The organism is Limnohabitans sp. Jir72, assembly GCF_003063575.1.
Taxonomy (GTDB): Bacteria; Pseudomonadota; Gammaproteobacteria; order Burkholderiales; family Burkholderiaceae_C; genus Limnohabitans_A.
Window position 1 is genome coordinate 1 of the sequence record NZ_NESC01000009.1, and the last position, 17,473, is coordinate 17,473.

Sequence of the window (17,473 nt, forward strand, 5' to 3'; positions counted from 1 at the left end):
AAACAGAAGGGAAATTCCCGGAACTGAGTGAACCGCATTTGGTCCTGACCAGCCCAGCGGGCATCGAGAGCACCACACCGCAAAGCACGCACCAGCACAGCGGCCAGCACCACGCCATCACCAGCGGCGGGCACACCAGTGTGAGCGCGGGCAAGAGCTTGCTGGTCAGCGCAGAAAAAGCACTGCGCCTATTTGCGTACAAGGCTGGCTTAAAAATTGTGAGCGCAGTGGCCAACGTGGACATGCAAGCGCTGGACAAATCCATCCGCTTCTTGGCCAAAGTGAAGATCACGCAAACGGCCAACCGGATCACCTTCACCGCCAAAGAAGAGATCGTGATCAATGGCGGGGGGAGCTACACAGTGTTCAAGGCTTCGGGCATTGAAGACGGCACCACCGGGGCGTGGACGAGTAATGCCGTCAGTCACAAGATGCCTCAAGGCAAAAGCTTGGCGGTGGTGATGCCTAGATTGCCCACAGCATCGCCTCAAGCAGTACGCGGCTTTTCTAACTGATTTTTAGAAAGAACAGCGATGATCATCAGCCTTCCTTTTCTTGCAGACGCTCCAGTCGATACCGATGACGATTTGGTTCGGTATGCCTTTGGAGGTAATTACCCTATTTCCTCGCATCTTGAGTGGCACAACGGGATCCATCTGATTGCACCCTCAGACCAAAGCCCCGTTCGTGCCATTGCCGATGGCAAAGTGATTTTTGTCAACGCGCCTGACAGTGCGCCCAGCACTGAGCCGTTGCATCCTCAAAACTATGGCTCGGCCAATCCTCAAGAAACCCTGTGGACCGACAAAGGCATGGTCATCGTGGAGCACACCACTGAGATCGGTGCCAATGGTGCCACGCCTGTTGAGTTGACTTATTACAGTGTGTACATGCATCTCAAAAGTGTGGATAAAGCGGTCGGCAAAGACAAACCTGTTTATCGCAAAGACAGGCTGGGTGAGGCGGGGCAAATTTACGGTCAACGAAATCACATGCATTTTGAAATCTGCATGAACGAAGCCAACCTCTCCAAACTGTTAGGGCACGCACGAGATAAACACCCCGAGGATGGTGTAACGCCCAGTGCCGATGGCCGTGTCGATGCCGTCTTTGGTAGCACTTGTGTGTTTTTGCCTGCCACCACGCCTGTTTTGGACAAAGAGCCCGGTACACACATGAATACGATAAGCGCAGGTACGTTAGGCGCACCCATGTGGCTCAAGATCGACTATGCGGGCAATGCCACGATTGGCAGCTACACCATCAATGGTGAGCCCATCGGTGCGGTCGTGGTGGAGCCTGATGGCGAATACCAGCTCTACAAAGATGCACTCAAGAGACACGGGCTGTTGACGCCGGAGCAACAAACGCAAAGCAGCCCTAGTGGTTGGTATGAGTTGTTGCGCTTTGGCCGGAATTTAGGGCCTGATCCGTTGCCCTCTAGTGTTGAGCATTGGCGTAAGGTGGCAACACCCTCGGGTGAAAAGTATGTCAACTTGAATGTAGTGGGCTCATTCAAGTTCAGTGAAGCTGATTTCCCGGTGTTCTTGGGTTGGCAGTGCATTGCGGACGATGACAGCGTGAACGACCAGCGTTGTGACAGTCCCAAGCTCAGGACGTTGCTGGCCCGCAGCATTGCAGACATGGGGCAGCGAGAAAAAGCGTTGAAAAAAACCGGCGATGGTCGCCAGCTGCTGGCCAAGCAAACTGCGCAAAAAAATATGGCTGCCAAGATGCGGAAACTCATTTGCAAGTTTCCGAGTGAATTTGAGCAAGGCACGTTCGAGGAACGCTATGGGCACATCAAAGAAGAGGACGATTTCAAAAGCAATGATGAGAACTGGAAGAAGCTCAAGGCGCACATTCAGGCACTGACGCGCACGGACTTGCCGCAGGTCTACAAAGATGCGCAGTGGCATGTCCATCCGGTGTCGTTCATTGAGCAGATGCGCAAGTGCGGGTGGTTGAGTAAACAGGAGTTGGTGCAGTGCATTCCAAGTCATGCGCTGCGCACAGGGGCGTGGAAAGATGCGCAAGGCAATAAGCACACGGGAGTGTTTTGGGAGGAAGTCGCTTCGCCTGAGGCAGGCAAAAAAGGGACGGCAGGGAGGGCCTACGACATCATTAAAAATCACTACATCCCACTTAACCGGATGATGCGCAAATATGGCATCAGCAGCAAACCCTTGCGCATGGTGTCATTGCTGGGTAATGCATTGCAGGAAACAGGATGGCTGTCGGGCTTGCAAGAAGCCGGTGGCTCAGGATATTGGTACACACCATGGCACGGCCGTGGCATGTTGCAACTGACGCATGCCGAAAACTATTTCAATTACTGGCGTTGGCGCGGTCGAAAAACACCAGCTGCTTTGGAAAAAGCGCTGAAAGATGCTACCCAAGTAGAGGCCAAAAAATCTTCATCAGCCCGTAGCCTTACGGCGCTTGCAGACAACAACTTCATCGGCTGGACATCAGACATTAAGGATTGGCGAGAGGATGTCAGCGCAGCAATAGGGACTCCACGCGAAAACACAGGAGATGCGCGCCAAGCACCTACAGACAGTGCAGGGTACTACGCCTTAGCCAGCAAGCTGGTGCAATACGCTGATGAAGCCCACACGATTGAGCGCGTAAGCGTAAACACGGTCAATGTAAGTGGGGTTAGTACGGGCGCCAAGGTGTACTACAGAAGCCTGTCTTTCTGGAAGGTGTCGGCCAGCGTGAATTTGCCTGGAGTGGTCAGTAACACGAACTACAGCGGTATCAATGGTTTTGACTCTCGTTGTTCAGCCTACGGGGTATTGCTGGCGATGCTTACTGAAACTTATTTTTCAGATGCACAAGGGAATCGATCACTGCTATTTCCTGAGGGGTATGAGCGACGTAAACAAGAGGTGAAGTCATGAAGAATCTCATTATTTTGTTGTGTATTGAGGTGTTTTTTTGCAATTTAGCTTTTGCTAAAGACAATACTCCAACACATAAAGTACAAGCTGACTATGGCGTTGGCTGTCGAATCTCAGTAGAGCTTCCCATAAGTAAAGATGGAGGTCTTGGTGCTGACGCGGCAACTGGATTGGGGGGTATGGCTGTCAACCCCCTTCCAAAGGCATGGGCCAGCAAACTTGATGCACTGGGCTTCGGTATCTCTTGCAAGCCAGCAGAAGAACTTGATCGACCTCAAACTTGGGGCATCTTGGATGCAAAGTCGCAACGTTGGATTAAAAATCCAGAATCCATGCGCAAGGAGTTGAAGGCAAGTGCGAATGTGTATGAAAGAAATCTGGCTGATCGAATAATTGCCACTACAAATATCTATGACATTCGCGCTGTTAATTCGCATGGCTGGGTCGAAACATTTGAAGATCTGACGGGTGACGAGAGCTTTCGCAAGCGAAGTTTAGTTTTTTGTTTATTCGAGTCATCCAAGGTTCTTTGTGGACGTGGTGATGTTGCCTATCTGAACGATGGTAAACGCGGCGACTTGACACCTATCGCGCTCAAGATCATTCAAAGCATTGAGTTTTTACCTGATGTAAAACCTAGCAAGCGGGATGCGAAGTGAATGGAGATTCCATTTTTTTGATGCCTACAAGCTAAAAAATCAAAGCACTGTCCTACGCCCAATGCCCAACGCCTGAGCGGTTAGTGGAGCATTGAGGTGCGCTTTGAAGTCCAGCCCATCACCGAGGTGCTGTGCCCCGAAGGCATTCAACGTAACCCACATCCTTAAACCCACCCTATGACCACTACCACCACACACCCCTCAGCCTTCAACTACGCCGAACACGACAAGCAACTGCGCAAGTTGTTTGAGTTGGCCGAAGACAACCAACTGGCGGTGCAAGACGCCATCGCATGCCTGAGCGCCGAGCGCGAGGCGCTGGCCAAAGAGCGCCAGGTTTTGGCCAAGGCCTCGGTCAATTCTGCCGAGGTGTCCGAGACCTTGCGCCGCTCCACGGCAGATGCCATTCCGGCCATAACGCAAGCGGCTGACCAGTCCATCCGAGAGGCCATGGACCGCGCCCTGGGCCTCACGCAAGACGTTGCCAATCGCATTTGGAACGGGACCACTGCGCCCATGGTGGAGCGCTTTGGCACCCTGGCGCAGATGGCACAAGAGATGGAGTCTCGCATCCGCCGCGTTGGCGACCGCCATGCTTGGCAGTGGACGGCCCTGAGCGCGTTGGGTGTTGCTGCCACCGTGGTGGTGGCGGTGGTGGGCGTGCAGCAAATCAAGGCGCAACAAGCCGAGGTGCAGCGCCAACAGGCCGAGCTGGCCGCTCAGCGACAGGCGTTTTCTGAGGAGATGGCCCGCATGCAAGCGAGTGTGGCCTTTCTGGAGAAAAAGGGCGGGCGCATCCGACTGGACAAATGTGGCCCCGAGCAGCGCCTGTGCATCGAAGTGGCCACCGACCAAGGCAACAGCCGCAGCAGCTTTCGTGGGCCTTGGGCTGATCCGAAAAACGAACGCACATTTGTGATTCCACGGGGGTACTGAGTTCTGCGACGGCGTGCTGGTGGACAGCGTAGCCATCACCTGCGGCATGCTGCTCGCGTGTTCACCAGCATGCACGACTTGCGCTTGGCGTGAAGGTCTGACACTGTTCTAACGCATCGCAAATTGCAGGCAGGGCGCAAGCCCTGTGATCTGCATACTCAGTTGGCCGAACCCAAGGCCAAGCCCGCGTGCTCGCGCAACGGGTGAAAATGGATTTTGGGAAAGCGCTCTTGCGCCAGACGCACGTCGTACGGACTGGTGCACAAATAGGCCAGCGTGCCTGCCGCATCCAGCGACATGCGCTGCGGGTAGGCGTTGGTGAACTCGCGCAGCTCGGCAGGGGTGTCGGCGGTGATCCAGCGGGCGCCGGTGTACTGGCAGCCTTCCAATCGCACGTCGCAGTCGTATTCGGCTTTGAGGCGGTGCTGCACCACTTCAAACTGCAGCTGACCTACAGCGCCCAGCAGCATGGGGCCGCCGATTTCGGGTTTGAAGACCTGGATCGCACCTTCTTCGCCCAATTGGTCGAGGCCGGTTTGCAGCTGCTTGGTGCGCAGCGGGTTCTTCAGGATCACGGTCATGAAGAGTTCGGGCGCAAAAAACGGCAGGCCGGTGAATTGCAGGTTGGCGCCGTCGGTGATGGTGTCGCCCAACTGCACGCCGCCGTGGGTGGTGAAGCCGATGATGTCGCCTGCATAAGCTTCGTCGACCGCTTCGCGCCGTTGCGATAGGAAGGTGACCACGCTGGTGGGGCGCAGTTCTTTGGCGGTGCGCTGCACCTTGAGTTTCATGCCGGGGGTGTATTTGCCAGACGCCATGCGCACGAACGCAATGCGGTCGCGGTGGTTGGCGTCCATATTGGCCTGCACCTTGAACACCACGCCCGAGAACGCGCTGTCTTCGGGCTGGATTTCTTTGACCACGGGCTGTTTGTTGACGATCAGGTTGCTGGTGCGGGGCTTGGGCGCGGGGGCCAGATCGACCAAGGCGTCGAGCACTTCCATGACGCCGAAGTTGTTCACACCGGAGCCGAAGAACACCGGGGTTTGTTTGCCCGCCAAAAAAGCTGCTTCGTCAAATGCGGGCGATGCGCCGGTGGCCAGCTCCATGCTGTCCATGGCGGTTTGCCATTCCAGGCCAAAGCGCTCGGCCAGTTGGGCTTGCTCGGTCAGGGGGATGGTTTCGAAGTCTTGCGGCAGGCGCTCGCTGCCGGAGTCGAACACCGTCATGGCCTTCGTGCGCAGGTTGATGATGCCGCCAAACGATTTGCCTTGACCGACAGGCCAGGTCATGGGCACACAAGGCATGCCCAGTTCGCGTTCGACTTCGTCCAAGATGTCCAGCGGGTCGCGCACTTCGCGGTCCATCTTGTTCACAAAGGTGATGATGGGCGTGTCGCGCTGTCGGCAGACTTCAATCAGACGGCGGGTCTGGGCTTCCACACCGTTGGCCGCGTCAATCACCATCAGGGCCGAGTCCACGGCCGTCAGTACGCGGTAGGTATCTTCCGAGAAGTCTTTGTGGCCGGGGGTGTCCAGCAGGTTGATGACGTGCTCGCGGTAGAGCATTTGCATGACCGACGAAGCCACCGAGATGCCGCGCTGCTTTTCAATTTCCATCCAGTCGCTGGTGGCGTGGCGCGAGGCCTTGCGGGCCTTGACCGAGCCGGCGATCTGGATCGCGCCCGAGAACAGCAAGAGCTTTTCGGTCAGCGTGGTTTTACCCGCGTCGGGGTGGGAAATGATGGCAAAAGTCCGGCGGCGCCGGGTCTCGTTGGCGTAGGTCACAAGGGGTCCTGATCGGGGAAAGCGCCGCAGGGGCGCCAGGCGGGCGGCCAAGCGTGGCCGCGATGCCATGATTTTACCGGGCCCGCCCCATCGCCCACGGGGTGGCCTCCTCAGGTTTTTTGTAGGAGCCCACCCCGTGGGCGATGGGGCGTGTGGTGGTCCATCAAACATCGCCCAAAGGGTTGGGCTCCTACAAAGACGCATGCCCTGTAGGAGCGCACCCTGTGGGCGATGGCCAAAGCGCGTGGTGCGGGGGATGGGTTAGAATATTGGGTATTCCGAGGAGCGTTGCAGCGCCCACCAGCCCCGAAGCTGGCAGCAGGCGTGAGGCTCGGAACCTTCAAACAGCAACGACGCTCATCCACTCGACGTGCGGTGAGCCTGTACCTTCCATTCAGTGCTTTCATCCACGCGTGTGGCTTATTCACATTGCTTTGGAGCTTTTCTCATGAATGCACGTATGCCTTCCACCGTCAACGCTGACTGCGTGATCGCCGACATCGGCCTGGCCGATTGGGGCCGCAAAGAAATCAAAATCGCCGAGACCGAAATGCCCGGTCTGATGGCCATCCGCGAAGAGTTCAACGCAGCGCAGCCCTTGAAGGGCGCGCGCATCACCGGCTCGCTGCACATGACCATCCAGACGGCCGTGCTGATCGAGACCTTGCAAGCCTTGGGCGCTGACGTGCGCTGGGCTTCTTGCAACATCTTCTCGACCCAAGACCACGCCGCTGCGGCCATCGCCGCCAAGGGCACTCCTGTGTTCGCCATCAAGGGCGAAACCTTGGCCGACTACTGGGACTACACCCACCGCATTTTTGACTTCGGCGCGGCAGGCACACCCGGCGAAGGCCCCAACATGATCTTGGACGACGGCGGCGACGCCACCTTGCTGATGCACCTGGGCAAGCGCGCTGAAACCGACGCATCTTTGATCGCCAACCCCACCAGCGAAGAAGAGACCTGCCTGTTCAACGCCATCAAGGCCAAGCTGGCTGTGGACCCCACTTGGTACAGCCGCAAGGGCGCGCAGATCATTGGCGTGACCGAAGAGACCACCACCGGCGTGCTGCGCCTGAACGAAATGGCCGCCAAAGGCAGCTTGATGTTCCGAGCCATCAACGTGAACGACTCGGTGACCAAGAGCAAGTTCGACAACCTGTACGGCTGCCGCGAATCGCTGGTGGACTCGATCAAGCGCGCGACCGACGTGATGATCGCTGGCAAAGTGGCCGTGGTTGCCGGTTACGGTGACGTGGGCAAGGGTTCGGCCCAAGCCCTGCGCGCCCTGAGCGCCCAAGTGTGGGTGACCGAGATCGACCCGATCAACGCCCTGCAAGCCGCGATGGAAGGCTTCAAGGTTGTGACCATGGAATACGCCGCCGACAAGTGCGACATCTTTGTGTCGGCCACCGGCAACAAGAACGTGATCCGCTACGAACACATGGCCGCCATGAAAGACGAAGCCATCGTTTGCAACATCGGTCACTTCGACAACGAAATCGACGTCGCTTCGCTGGACAAGTGCCAGTGGGACGAGATCAAGCCCCAGGTCGACCACGTCATCTTCCCTGATGGCAAGAAGATCACCTTGTTGGCCAAAGGCCGCTTGGTGAACCTGGGCTGCGCCACCGGCCACCCCAGCTTTGTGATGTCGTCTTCGTTTGCCAACCAGACGATTGCCCAGATCGAGCTGTTCACCAAGCAAGACCAATACGAGTCGGGCAAGGTCTATGTGCTGCCCAAGCACCTCGACGAAAAAGTGGCCCGTTTGCACCTGAAGAAAGTTGGCGCGATGCTGACCGAGCTGAGCGACGAGCAAGCGTCATACATCGGCGTGTCCAAGAATGGTCCTTACAAGGCCGACACTTACCGCTATTGATGCGCAAGAGTGGGTTGGCGGTCAGCCCTGCATGGTGTTGTTGTGACACCCTGTCGGGGCTGAAGCCGCCGACCTACAGATGCCTGCTCCGCAGGTCGGTGGCTTTAGCCCCGACATGCTTGATCCTGCACCATCGCGCGTACATCCCTCCCCCCATTGTTTGACTGAATCCCACCGCATGCGCATTGACCAACTTCTCGTTGAACGTGGCCTGGCCGCTTCTCGCTCACAAGCCCAGCGACTCATTGCTGGAGGCGTGAAGTGGCAGCAGCCCGACGGCCATTGGCGCACCGTCGTCAAAAACCGCGACGAGGTGCCCGAGAGCGCTGCCCTGGAGTTGCTGGACGATGCCGAGTCGCGTTATGTCTCGCGTGGCGGTCTCAAGCTCGAAGGCGCATTGAAGGCCACGGGCGTCAAGGTCGATGGTTTGCGTTGCCTGGACGTGGGCCAAAGCACAGGTGGCTTCACCGACTGCTTGCTGCAGCACGGCGCGGCCGAGGTGGTGGGTGTGGATGTGGGCCACGCCCAGGTGCACCCGCGCATCAGCCAGGATGAACGGGTGATCTGCATCGAAGGCGTGAATGCCCGCGAGCTGGAGCCCGGTGACGAACGCATCCCGGATGCGTTGGAAGGCTTTGACTTGATGGTGGGCGATGTGTCGTTCATCTCGCTGACCTTGGTGCTGCCGGGCGTGGTGCATTTGCTCAAGCCCACAGGCCAGTTGCTGATGCTGGTGAAACCCCAGTTTGAATTGCAACCCGGTCAGGTGGGCAAGGGCGGCATCGTGAAAGACGACACGCATTTCCCCTTCATTGAGAACCGTGTGCGCACGGCTTTGACCGAGTTGGGCATGAAAGTCACCGCATGGCTGGACAGCCCGATTGCGGGCGGCGACGGCAACCACGAGTTTTTTGTGCAGGCCTGCTGGCCCGACCCGGCGGCCGTTTTGCCCGCTCGCGAGGCCACGCGTGTGGCGCACGAGGCCGATCTGGCCGCCAAGGCCTATGCCAAGGCCAACGACTATTGAATTTTGGAAGGTGACGTGATGTCTGGTTTGAAGCTGCCCATCAGCCTGGAATTTTTTCCACCCAAAACGCCCGAAGGCGCAGAAAAATTGCGCGGTGTGCGCGAGAAACTGTACGCCCTGAAACCCGAGTTTTGCTCGGTCACTTATGGCGCAGGCGGCTCGACGCAAGAGGGCACTTTTTCCACCGTGAGCGCCATCCTGAGCGAGGGCGTTGCCGCCGCTTCGCACTTTTCGTGCATTGGCGCGACCAAGGCATCTGTGCGCGAAGAGCTGGCCACCCTCAAGGCCATGGGCGTCAAGCGCCTGGTGGCTTTGCGCGGCGACTTGCCCAGCGGCTATGGCGCAGGTGGCGAGTTCCACTACGCCAGCGATCTGGTGGCCTTTATCCGGGCCGAGACGGGTGACGATTTCCACATCGAAGTGGCGGCCTACCCCGAAATCCACCCCCAGGCCAAGTCGCCCGAGTCTGACTTGCAGGCCTTTGCCACCAAGGTCAAAGCCGGTGCCAACTCGGCCATCACCCAATATTTTTACAACAGCGACGCCTACTTCCGCTTTGTAGACGATGCCTACAAACTCGGTGTGGACGTGCCCGTGGTGCCCGGCATCATGCCGATCACCAGTTCATCGCAACTGCTGCGCTTTTCCGACGCTTGTGGTGCCGAGATCCCACGCTGGATCAGATTGCGTTTGCAAGGCTTTGGCGATGATGTGGAGTCCATCAAGGCCTTTGGCGTGGACGTGGTGAGTGACCTGTGCGAGCAACTCATCAACGGCGGCGTGCCTGCGTTGCATTTCTACACCATGAACCAGAGCGCTGCCACGCTGGGTGTGCTGTCAGGCTTGAACGGCCGGTGATGCGCTGGTTTTTGGCTTGTGCCTTGTGGTGTGGCATGGCCGTTGCTGCGGTTGCGCAGCCAAACGACGTGGTGCTCCCCGCGTCGATGATCGAGTCGTCGCGGTTTGACACCACAGGCCCTTCGGTGCCGTTGTCGGATCGGCCGGAATCGCTGTTGCAACAAGGACTGGCCACTTGGTATGGCGGCAAACGCTGGCAAGGGCGGCGAACTGCCAGCGGGGAGTCGTTTGACCGGCATGGCCTGACTGCGGCACACCTGACCTTGCCACTCGGGTCCATGGTCAGGGTGGTGAACCTTCACAATGGCCGTGAGGTGCTGGTGCGCATCAATGATCGGGGCCCGTTTGCCAAAAATTTCATCATCGATTTGAGTGAAGCGGCAGCGGAGCATTTGGGCATGCGCCGTGCGGGTCGAGCACAAGTCGCGTTGCACCGCAATGAGTTACTGCACACCCAAATGCCTTAACGGCCAAGGCTTGATCTGACGCAAAGCAAGGCCAGACATCCTTGTCATGGCATTTCAGGTTTGATGCAACGCAATGCGTGCCGTGATGCGCAGGCGCCCAATGACTCTGAGGCGGAAAGCTTCTTAGTCAAAGGAAAAACCATGAAAAAACAATTGATCGTTATCGCCGCTCTGGCCGCTTGTGGCGTGAGCGCTGTTCAAGCACAACAAGCCGAAGGCCCTTGGATGGTGCGTGCACGCGCTGTGCACTTGGACATGGCCAACCACGACAGCACGGGCTTGGGCTTGAGTGTGGACAACAAAACGATCCCTGAAGTGGATGTGAGCTATTTTTTCACGCCGAACATCGCGGCCGAATTGATTCTGACCGTGCCACAAAAGCAGACCGTGCATTCATCGGTCTTGGGCTCTGACATCGGCACTTTCAAACATTTACCGCCCACGCTTTTGTTGCAATACCACTTCACGGGTTTGAGTGCTTACAAGCCTTATGTCGGGGCGGGTATCAATTACACCGACATCAGCAAAGTCAACCTGCTCAGTGGTGCGACCACCTTGGACGGTCACAGTTGGGGTGGCGCATTGCAAGCGGGTGTGGATATTCCATTGGACAAGAATTGGTCCATCAACTTTGATGTGAAAAAGGTCTACCTCAAGACGGATGTTTATGCCGCAGGCCTCAACTTGGGCGCGCTTAAGCTTGATCCAGTGCTGGTCGGCGTGGGCTTTGGCTACCGTTTCTGATCAGCTTCACTCTCAAGTAAAACGCCCTGCATTGCAGGGCGTTTTTGATGGCATGTGACGAACGCAGATCAGCGTTCGTCGAAGCTCACCACCACACGGTCGCTGGTCGGGCGGGCCTGGCATGACAGCACGAAGCCCTGGTCGACTTCGGGCTTTTCGAGGGTGAAGTTTTTCTCCATCTCCGTTGAGCCTTCCATCACCTTGCAACGGCAGGTGCAGCACACGCCGCCTTTGCACGAATAGGGCAAGTCCAAGCCCAGTGCCAGCGCGATGTCGAGGATCTTCTCGTTCTTGTTCATCGGCATGTCGTAGGGCTTGCCGTCCAGCACCACCGTGAGCTGCACTTCGCCGCCATCGCGCGTAGCTTTGTGGCCCAGCACAGCCTTCGCTTTCTGCTCGGGGCTCAAGGCCTCCAGGGTGGGCGATGTGAAGCGTTCGGTGCGGATGCGCTCGGCCTTGACGCCCGCATCCAGCAAGGTTTTCTCGGTTTCTTCGATCATGGCTTCGGGGCCGCAGATGAAAACCTCGTCCATGCTGCCCACCGGCAAGAAGGCGTCGATGATGGCTTGCACTTTGGCGGCGTCGATGCGGCCTTCAAGCAAGGGCACCTCTTGCGATTGACGCGACAGGATGTGGATCAGCGTCAGGCGCGAAGGGTAGCGGTCCTTCAGGTCTTGCAGCGCTTCGTTGAACATCACGCTGTCCATGCGGCGGTTGCCATAAACCAAGGTGAATTTGGATTCAGGCTGATCTTCCAGCGTGCTGGCCAGGATCGACAAGATGGGCGTGATGCCCGAACCTGCTGCAAAACCCACACGGTGGATGGCGCGGGCGCGCTGCACCACAAAGCGGCCATCGGGTGGCATCACGCGCAGTGTGTCACCCACCTTGAGCTGTGTGGCCGCCCAGTTAGAGAACACGCCACCTTCGACGGGGCGAATGCCCAACTCAAGTTCGCCGCGCTGCAGCTGGCTGCGGGCCGAGCTGATGGAGTAACTGCGGCGCACGTCGGCGCCGTCGATGCTGGCGCGCACGGTCAGGAACTGTCCGGGCACAAAGGCAAAAGCCTCGCGCAGATCGGCAGGCACATGGAGCGTGACGGCCACAGCGCCTGCGGCTTCGGGCGTGACGCGGGCGACGGTGAGGTCATGAAAACGCAAGGCGGTCATGGCGGGCTTTCTCAAGAAGCTTCAGTAGGGTTTGAAGTAGTCAAACGGTTCCATGCAATCGAGGCACCTGTACAGGGCCTTGCAGGCGGTGGAGCCGAAATGGGAGGTTTCGGTGGTGTTGGCCGAGCCGCATTGCGGGCAGTGGACCACCTCGGCTTGGGCGCTGCGTGCTGCGAACTGCACCACATTGGCCGAACCGGAAGGTGCACTCACACAGGCGTGCGGTGGTGCAATGCCATACGCCCGCAGCTTGTCTTTGGCAGCCTCGGTCATCCAGTCGGTGGTCCATGCCGGGGCCAGCTGCGTGACCACGGTGCCTTGCAGGCCCTCTGTGGCCAAGGCGGCTTTCACATCGTCTTCGATCTGGCCCATGGCGGGGCAGCCGCTGTAGGTGGGGGTGATGACCACTTCCAAACCGGATGCACCTTCTCGCACGTCGCGCAAGATGCCCAGCTCGCGCAGCGAGACCACGGGGATTTCCGGGTCGCTCAGGTGTTCGAGCAAGGCCCAGGCGCGGTGTTCAATCTCTGTCATCTCGACCGAAGAAGTCTCCTTCATTGGGACCGAAGAAGCCTCCGTCATCGCGAGCGAAGAAAACTCCGTCATCGCGAGCGAAGCGCGGCGATCCAGTGGCTGTTCTACTGCGCTGGCTGTGAGGGTCGGTATGGTCATGGCAGCCCAGCAGGTTTACCAAGTGGCGCCGGGGTGTTGGCGGGCCAGGCTTTGCATTTCGGCCAGCACGAAGCCCAGGTGTTCTGAGTGGATGCCTTGCTTGCCGGTGGGCACAAAGCCGCCTGCTGCGGGGCGTTGCAGCGTGGCCTCGGTCAGGGCTTCGTCCACGATGCGGTTCCAGTCCTCTTGCAGCACGGCCATGTCGATGCCCGTGCCGTTGGCCCGTGCGGCTGATTCTTGCGGGCTGGTGCTCCAGAACTCTTGTGTGTAGGGCAGCAGTTGGTCGAGTGCGGCTTGAGCCTTGGCGTGTGAGGCCTCGGTGCCGTCGCCCAGACGCACCAACCAGTCGCGCGAGTGGCGCAGGTGGTAGCGCACTTCTTTGAGCGACTTGGCAGCGATCGCAGCCAGTTGCGCGTCTTGGGAGGCTTGCAACTGGTCCCACACCAGCACCATCAGGCTGCTGTAGAGGAAGTTGCGCACGATGGTCATCGCGAAGTCGCGGTCACCGGCCGAGGTGCCAGCCATCAGCGGCATGTGGGGCAACTCGCACAGGGTGTAGTTGCGGAAATCGGGCACGTCGCGGAAATACGCCAGCGTGTCTTCGGTGGCGCCGTTGCCGATTTGCGCAGCGGCGTGCTGGTACAACATGCGGGCCTGGCCGATCAGATCGAGGCTGTTGTTGGACAGCGCGATGTCTTCTTCGAGGATGGGGCCGTGGCCGCACCATTCGGCGTTGCGCTGACCGAGGACCAGCGCGTTGTCTGCCAAATGCAGCAGGTAATCGACCGGTGCGTTGAGCGTGGCGTGTTGAGAGTTGAGCGTGTTCATATTGGACGAGTCTGGTGCATGACGCTCAACGCAAAACGCTGAACGCCAGACGGGAATCACATGTGACCGACTTCGTCGGGGATTTCATAGAAGGTCGGGTGGCGGTACACCTTGTCGCTGGCGGGCTCGAAGAACTCGCCTTTGTCGTTGGGCTCGCTCGCCGAAATGGTGGCCGAGGGCACGACCCAGATGCTCACGCCTTCTTGGCGGCGGGTGTAGACGTCGCGTGCCATTTGCAGGGCGTGCTGAGCGTCGGAGGCGTGCAGGCTACCGCAGTGTTTGTGCTCCAAGCCTTGCTTGGAGCGGACGAAAACTTCCCAGAGGGGCCATTCCTTGAGTGCGGGTGTGCTCATGCTGCTTCCTTCATTTGACGCGCTTGTTGTTTTTGGGCGTGGGCCAGGGCCGCTTCGCGCACCCAGGCACCGTCGTTCCAGGCTTTGACGCGGGCACCCAGGCGCTCCTTGTTGCAAGGGCCGTTGCCATTCACGGTGGCCCAGAACTCGTCCCAGTCGATCTGGCCGTAGTCGTGGGCTTGACGCTCTTCGTTCCACTTCAGGTCAGGGTCGGGCAAGGTCACGCCCAGCACCTTGGCCTGCGGCACGGTGGCGTCGACAAACTTCTGGCGCAGGTCGTCGTTGCTGATGCGTTTGATGCCCCAGCGCATGCCTTGCGCGCTGTTGGGGCTGTCGGCGTCGGGCGGCCCGAACATGGCCAGGCACTTCCACCACCAGCGGTTAACGGCGTCTTGCACCATGGCTTTTTGCTCGGCCGTGCCTTGCATCATGACCAGCAGCGCTTCGTAGCCCTGGCGTTGGTGGAAGCTTTCTTCTTTGCACACACGCACCATGGCGCGGGCATAGGGGCCATAAGAGCAGCGGCACAGCGGGATCTGGTTCATGATGGCCGCGCCATCGACCAGCCAGCCGACCACGCCCACATCGGCCCAGTTGAGCGTGGGGTAGTTGAAGATGGAGCTGTATTTGGCTTTGCCGGTGTGCAGGGCGTCCAGCATCTGGTCGCGGCTGGTGCCCAGGGTTTCGGCGGCGCTGTAGAGGTACAGACCGTGGCCGCCTTCGTCTTGCACTTTGGCGATCAGGATGGCCTTACGCTTCAAGCTGGGGGCGCGGCTGATCCAGTTGCCTTCGGGCAGCATGCCGACGATTTCGCTGTGGGCGTGCTGGCTGATCTGGCGCACGAGGGTCTTGCGGTAGGCGTCTGGCATCCACTCGCGCGGCTCGACGCGGCCGTCGGCGTCGATGCGTTCGTCAAACTGGGCTTGCAGCGCTTGTTCGCTGGCGCTGGCTTGTTTGGGCACGGCCACCAGTGAGGCGGTTTGGCCGGCCGACTTCGCGTCATCCTGGTCGGATACGCTGAAAGATTGCGTGTACATGGGCTTCTCCTGCGCCTGACAGGATGGAATGATCGTGGCGCGAGGCGAAGTATAACAATTAACCGACCGATCGGTCGGTTAATTAAAGCCCTTGTGCTCAGTACTTTCCCTGAGCCGGGGCGAGCCTCAAGACGAGGATTCGACTTTCCATTCCTTGCCCGTGCCGCGTGCCAAGGCCGGGCCCACCACGTCCAGCGCCTTGCGGATCTGGTCCTTCAAGGTGAAAGGCGGGTTGATCACGAACATGCCACTGGCCACCAGTCCGCCCTCGTCACCGGGGCCTCGGCCAATGGCGAGCGTGGCATTGAGCCAGGGCTTTTGAGCCTGATTGGCCAGTGTGCGCAAGCGGCGCGGCAGCTCGTGCGCTTCGGGGCGCGGAATGATCGGGTACCAGACCAAGTAGGTGCCTGTCGAGAAACGCTTGAGGTATTCCTGTATCACGTTGGCCACTTTCACGTAATCGGACTTGATTTCGTAGCTGGGGTCAATCAGCACCATGGCCCGCTTGGAGCCACTGGCCGAAGCCGGCGGCGGCAAGATCTTCTTGAGCGCTTCAAAACCATCTTCGCGGCTCACGGTGATGGTGCGGCCAGCATCGAGTTGGGCGATGTTGGACATCAGCGACTTGCTGTCGGTGGGGTGCAACTCAAACAGGCGCAAGCGATCACGCGACTCGTGGCGCATCAGGCGCTGCATCAAAAAGGGCGAGCCGGGGTAAATGCGCGCTTCGCCATTGGCGTTGAAGCTGGCGATCTGCTCCAGGTAATCTTCAATCGGCTCGGGAATGCTGTCGAGTTTTTCCAAAGCGCCCAGCAATTTGAACAAGCCGTCTTCGGCCTCAGCGCCTTTTTGAGAATAATCGCCATCCAGGCGGTACAAGCCTGCGCCCGAATGGGTGTCGATCAATGTGATGCCAGCCTCTTTTTGCATGAGGTGGCGCATGGTGGCCAGCAAGGTGATGTGCTTGAGCACATCCGCATGGTTGCCGGCGTGGAAGGCGTGTCGATAACTGAACATGCACCGATGGTAACCAATATCCCCGCAAGTCCTTGATTTTTCGTATAATGGCAGGCTTCGCAGCGATTCAGTGGTCCCGCGGCGAAGACGCTCAGCACCTTAAAAGGCTGGCAAATTCCCACCTAAGAGGCTCCCAACAGAGGAGCACCGACCGTGGAAAAGGACCCAACAAACCTTTCTTCAAAGAGAAAACTCATGACAACAACTTTCAGCGCAAAACCCGCTGAGGTCGTGCACGAGTGGTTTGTGATTGACGCGACCGACAAGGTCCTCGGACGAGTAGCCAGCGAAGTTGCTCTCCGTTTGCGCGGCAAACACAAGGCCATTTACACGCCTCACGTCGATACCGGTGACTTCATCGTCATCATCAATGCTGCCCAGCTCAAAGTGACTGGCACCAAGACCATCGACAAAGTGTATTACCGTCACTCGGGCTATCCCGGCGGTATCACTGCAACCAACTTCCGCGACATGCAAGCCAAGCACCCTGGCCGCGCACTCGAGAAGGCTGTCAAGGGCATGCTGCCCAAGGGCCCACTCGGTTACGCCATGATCAAGAAACTCAAGGTGTATGGTGGCGCTGAGCACCCACACACCGCCCAACAGCCTAAAGTGCTGGACATCTAAGGAGCCTTGAGATGATTGGTGAATGGAACAATGGCACAGGCCGTCGCAAATCCAGCGTCGCCCGCGTGTTTCTGAAAAAAGGCACTGGCAAGATCACGGTCAACGGCAAGGACATCCAAGCCTACTTCGGCCGCGAAACTTCGATCATGATCGCCAAGCAACCCCTCATGTTGACCAACCATGCCGAAACTTTCGACATCATGATCAACGTGCACGGCGGTGGCGAATCCGGTCAAGCCGGCGCATCGCGCCACGGCATCACCCGCGCCCTGATTGACTACGACGCAACGCTCAAGCCTATGCTGAGCCAAGCTGGTTTCGTCACTCGCGATGCACGTGAAGTCGAACGTAAAAAGGTCGGCTTGCACTCTGCTCGTCGCCGCAAGCAATTCTCGAAGCGTTAATCCGCTTTCTTGTTTTGCCAAAAGCCGCAACAGTTCGCTGTTGCGGCTTTTTCATTGGGCAAATCACCGCAGGCATACCCCCAACGCCAGTAGCGTTAAT

General features: G+C 58.5%; 18 protein-coding genes and 1 riboswitch. Of the genes, 11 read left to right on the top strand and 7 right to left on the bottom strand.

What is annotated here, in order from left to right:
- The 4 genes from B9Z52_RS13050 to B9Z52_RS13065 form a co-directional block, all read left to right on the top strand.
- Positions 1–515, top strand: a 515-nt coding sequence (locus tag B9Z52_RS13050) for a DUF2345 domain-containing protein (protein ID WP_146182856.1), incomplete at its 5' end; no start/stop codon positions are given.
- Between the two features lie 18 nt (positions 516–533).
- Positions 534–2,906 carry a M23 family metallopeptidase gene (locus B9Z52_RS13055; protein ID WP_108414300.1) on the top strand — a complete coding sequence of 791 codons (2,373 nt, stop codon included), beginning with the start codon at positions 534–536 and terminating at the stop codon, positions 2,904–2,906.
- Positions 2,903–3,565, top strand: coding sequence for a hypothetical protein (locus tag B9Z52_RS13060; protein WP_108414301.1), 663 nt, complete (start codon positions 2,903–2,905; stop codon positions 3,563–3,565). Before B9Z52_RS13055 ends, B9Z52_RS13060 begins: the two co-directional genes overlap by 4 nt.
- Positions 3,566–3,742: 177 nt before the next feature.
- Entirely contained in the window at positions 3,743–4,501 is a 759-nt protein-coding gene (locus tag B9Z52_RS13065) for a hypothetical protein (protein WP_108414302.1), read from the top strand.
- Positions 4,502–4,659: 158 nt separating this feature from the next.
- On the opposite strand, the gene B9Z52_RS13070 is transcribed toward B9Z52_RS13065, so the two are convergent.
- The gene (locus B9Z52_RS13070; protein ID WP_108414303.1) at positions 4,660–6,288 is read right to left on the bottom strand and encodes a peptide chain release factor 3; all 1,629 of its coding nucleotides are present in this window, start codon (positions 6,286–6,288) and stop codon (positions 4,660–4,662) included.
- A 274-nt stretch (positions 6,289–6,562) separates the two neighbouring features.
- A riboswitch (S-adenosyl-L-homocysteine riboswitch) is annotated at positions 6,563–6,654 on the top strand.
- A gap of 82 nt (positions 6,655–6,736) precedes the next feature.
- Between B9Z52_RS13070 and ahcY the strand changes: the two genes are divergently transcribed.
- The 5 genes from ahcY (at position 6,737) to B9Z52_RS13095 (ending at position 11,266) form a co-directional block, all read left to right on the top strand.
- Complete coding sequence (gene ahcY, locus B9Z52_RS13075; RefSeq protein WP_108414304.1) at positions 6,737–8,170, top strand: adenosylhomocysteinase; 1,434 nt, start codon at positions 6,737–6,739, stop codon at positions 8,168–8,170.
- Between the two features lie 178 nt (positions 8,171–8,348).
- The gene (locus B9Z52_RS13080) at positions 8,349–9,197 is read left to right on the top strand and encodes a TlyA family RNA methyltransferase (protein WP_108414305.1); all 849 of its coding nucleotides are present in this window, start codon (positions 8,349–8,351) and stop codon (positions 9,195–9,197) included.
- Between the two features lie 18 nt (positions 9,198–9,215).
- Positions 9,216–10,055 (top strand): methylenetetrahydrofolate reductase [NAD(P)H], encoded by an 840-nt coding sequence (gene metF, locus B9Z52_RS13085; RefSeq protein ID WP_108414435.1) that lies wholly within the window; start codon positions 9,216–9,218, stop codon positions 10,053–10,055.
- On the top strand, positions 10,055–10,522 hold the full coding sequence (locus tag B9Z52_RS13090; RefSeq protein WP_108414306.1) for a septal ring lytic transglycosylase RlpA family protein: 468 nt from the start codon (positions 10,055–10,057) through the stop codon (positions 10,520–10,522). The genes metF and B9Z52_RS13090 overlap by 1 nt, the downstream gene beginning before the upstream one ends.
- A 141-nt stretch (positions 10,523–10,663) precedes the next feature.
- Positions 10,664–11,266 carry an OmpW family protein gene (locus B9Z52_RS13095; protein ID WP_108414436.1) on the top strand — a complete coding sequence of 201 codons (603 nt, stop codon included), beginning with the start codon at positions 10,664–10,666 and terminating at the stop codon, positions 11,264–11,266.
- Between the two features lie 68 nt (positions 11,267–11,334).
- Here the strand turns inward: B9Z52_RS13095 and paaE are convergent, their stop codons facing one another.
- The 6 genes from paaE to B9Z52_RS13125 form a co-directional block, all read right to left on the bottom strand.
- Positions 11,335–12,435: a 1,2-phenylacetyl-CoA epoxidase subunit PaaE gene (paaE, locus tag B9Z52_RS13100; RefSeq protein WP_108414307.1), complete on the bottom strand. Its 1,101-nt coding sequence runs from the start codon at positions 12,433–12,435 to the stop codon at positions 11,335–11,337.
- A gap of 21 nt (positions 12,436–12,456) precedes the next feature.
- Positions 12,457–12,993, bottom strand: coding sequence for a 1,2-phenylacetyl-CoA epoxidase subunit PaaD (paaD, locus tag B9Z52_RS13105; RefSeq protein WP_199222104.1), 537 nt, complete (start codon positions 12,991–12,993; stop codon positions 12,457–12,459).
- Between the two features lie 129 nt (positions 12,994–13,122).
- Entirely contained in the window at positions 13,123–13,935 is an 813-nt protein-coding gene (gene paaC / locus B9Z52_RS13110) for a 1,2-phenylacetyl-CoA epoxidase subunit PaaC (RefSeq protein WP_108414308.1), read from the bottom strand.
- Between the two features lie 56 nt (positions 13,936–13,991).
- Positions 13,992–14,288 carry a 1,2-phenylacetyl-CoA epoxidase subunit PaaB gene (gene paaB / locus B9Z52_RS13115; protein ID WP_108414309.1) on the bottom strand — a complete coding sequence of 99 codons (297 nt, stop codon included), beginning with the start codon at positions 14,286–14,288 and terminating at the stop codon, positions 13,992–13,994.
- The gene (paaA, locus tag B9Z52_RS13120) at positions 14,285–15,325 is read right to left on the bottom strand and encodes a 1,2-phenylacetyl-CoA epoxidase subunit PaaA (RefSeq protein ID WP_108414310.1); all 1,041 of its coding nucleotides are present in this window, start codon (positions 15,323–15,325) and stop codon (positions 14,285–14,287) included. The genes paaB and paaA overlap by 4 nt, the downstream gene beginning before the upstream one ends.
- Before the next feature lie 126 nt (positions 15,326–15,451).
- The gene (locus tag B9Z52_RS13125) at positions 15,452–16,342 is read right to left on the bottom strand and encodes a 23S rRNA (adenine(2030)-N(6))-methyltransferase RlmJ (RefSeq protein ID WP_108414311.1); all 891 of its coding nucleotides are present in this window, start codon (positions 16,340–16,342) and stop codon (positions 15,452–15,454) included.
- 195 nt (positions 16,343–16,537) lie between these two features.
- Here B9Z52_RS13125 and rplM point away from each other — a divergent pair, with 195 nt between their 5' ends.
- Both rplM and rpsI read left to right on the top strand, forming a co-directional pair.
- Positions 16,538–16,969 carry a 50S ribosomal protein L13 gene (gene rplM, locus B9Z52_RS13130; protein WP_089953382.1) on the top strand — a complete coding sequence of 144 codons (432 nt, stop codon included), beginning with the start codon at positions 16,538–16,540 and terminating at the stop codon, positions 16,967–16,969.
- An 11-nt stretch (positions 16,970–16,980) separates the two neighbouring features.
- Positions 16,981–17,373 (top strand): 30S ribosomal protein S9, encoded by a 393-nt coding sequence (gene rpsI / locus B9Z52_RS13135; protein WP_108324550.1) that lies wholly within the window; start codon positions 16,981–16,983, stop codon positions 17,371–17,373.
- Positions 17,374–17,473 lie beyond the last annotated feature (100 nt).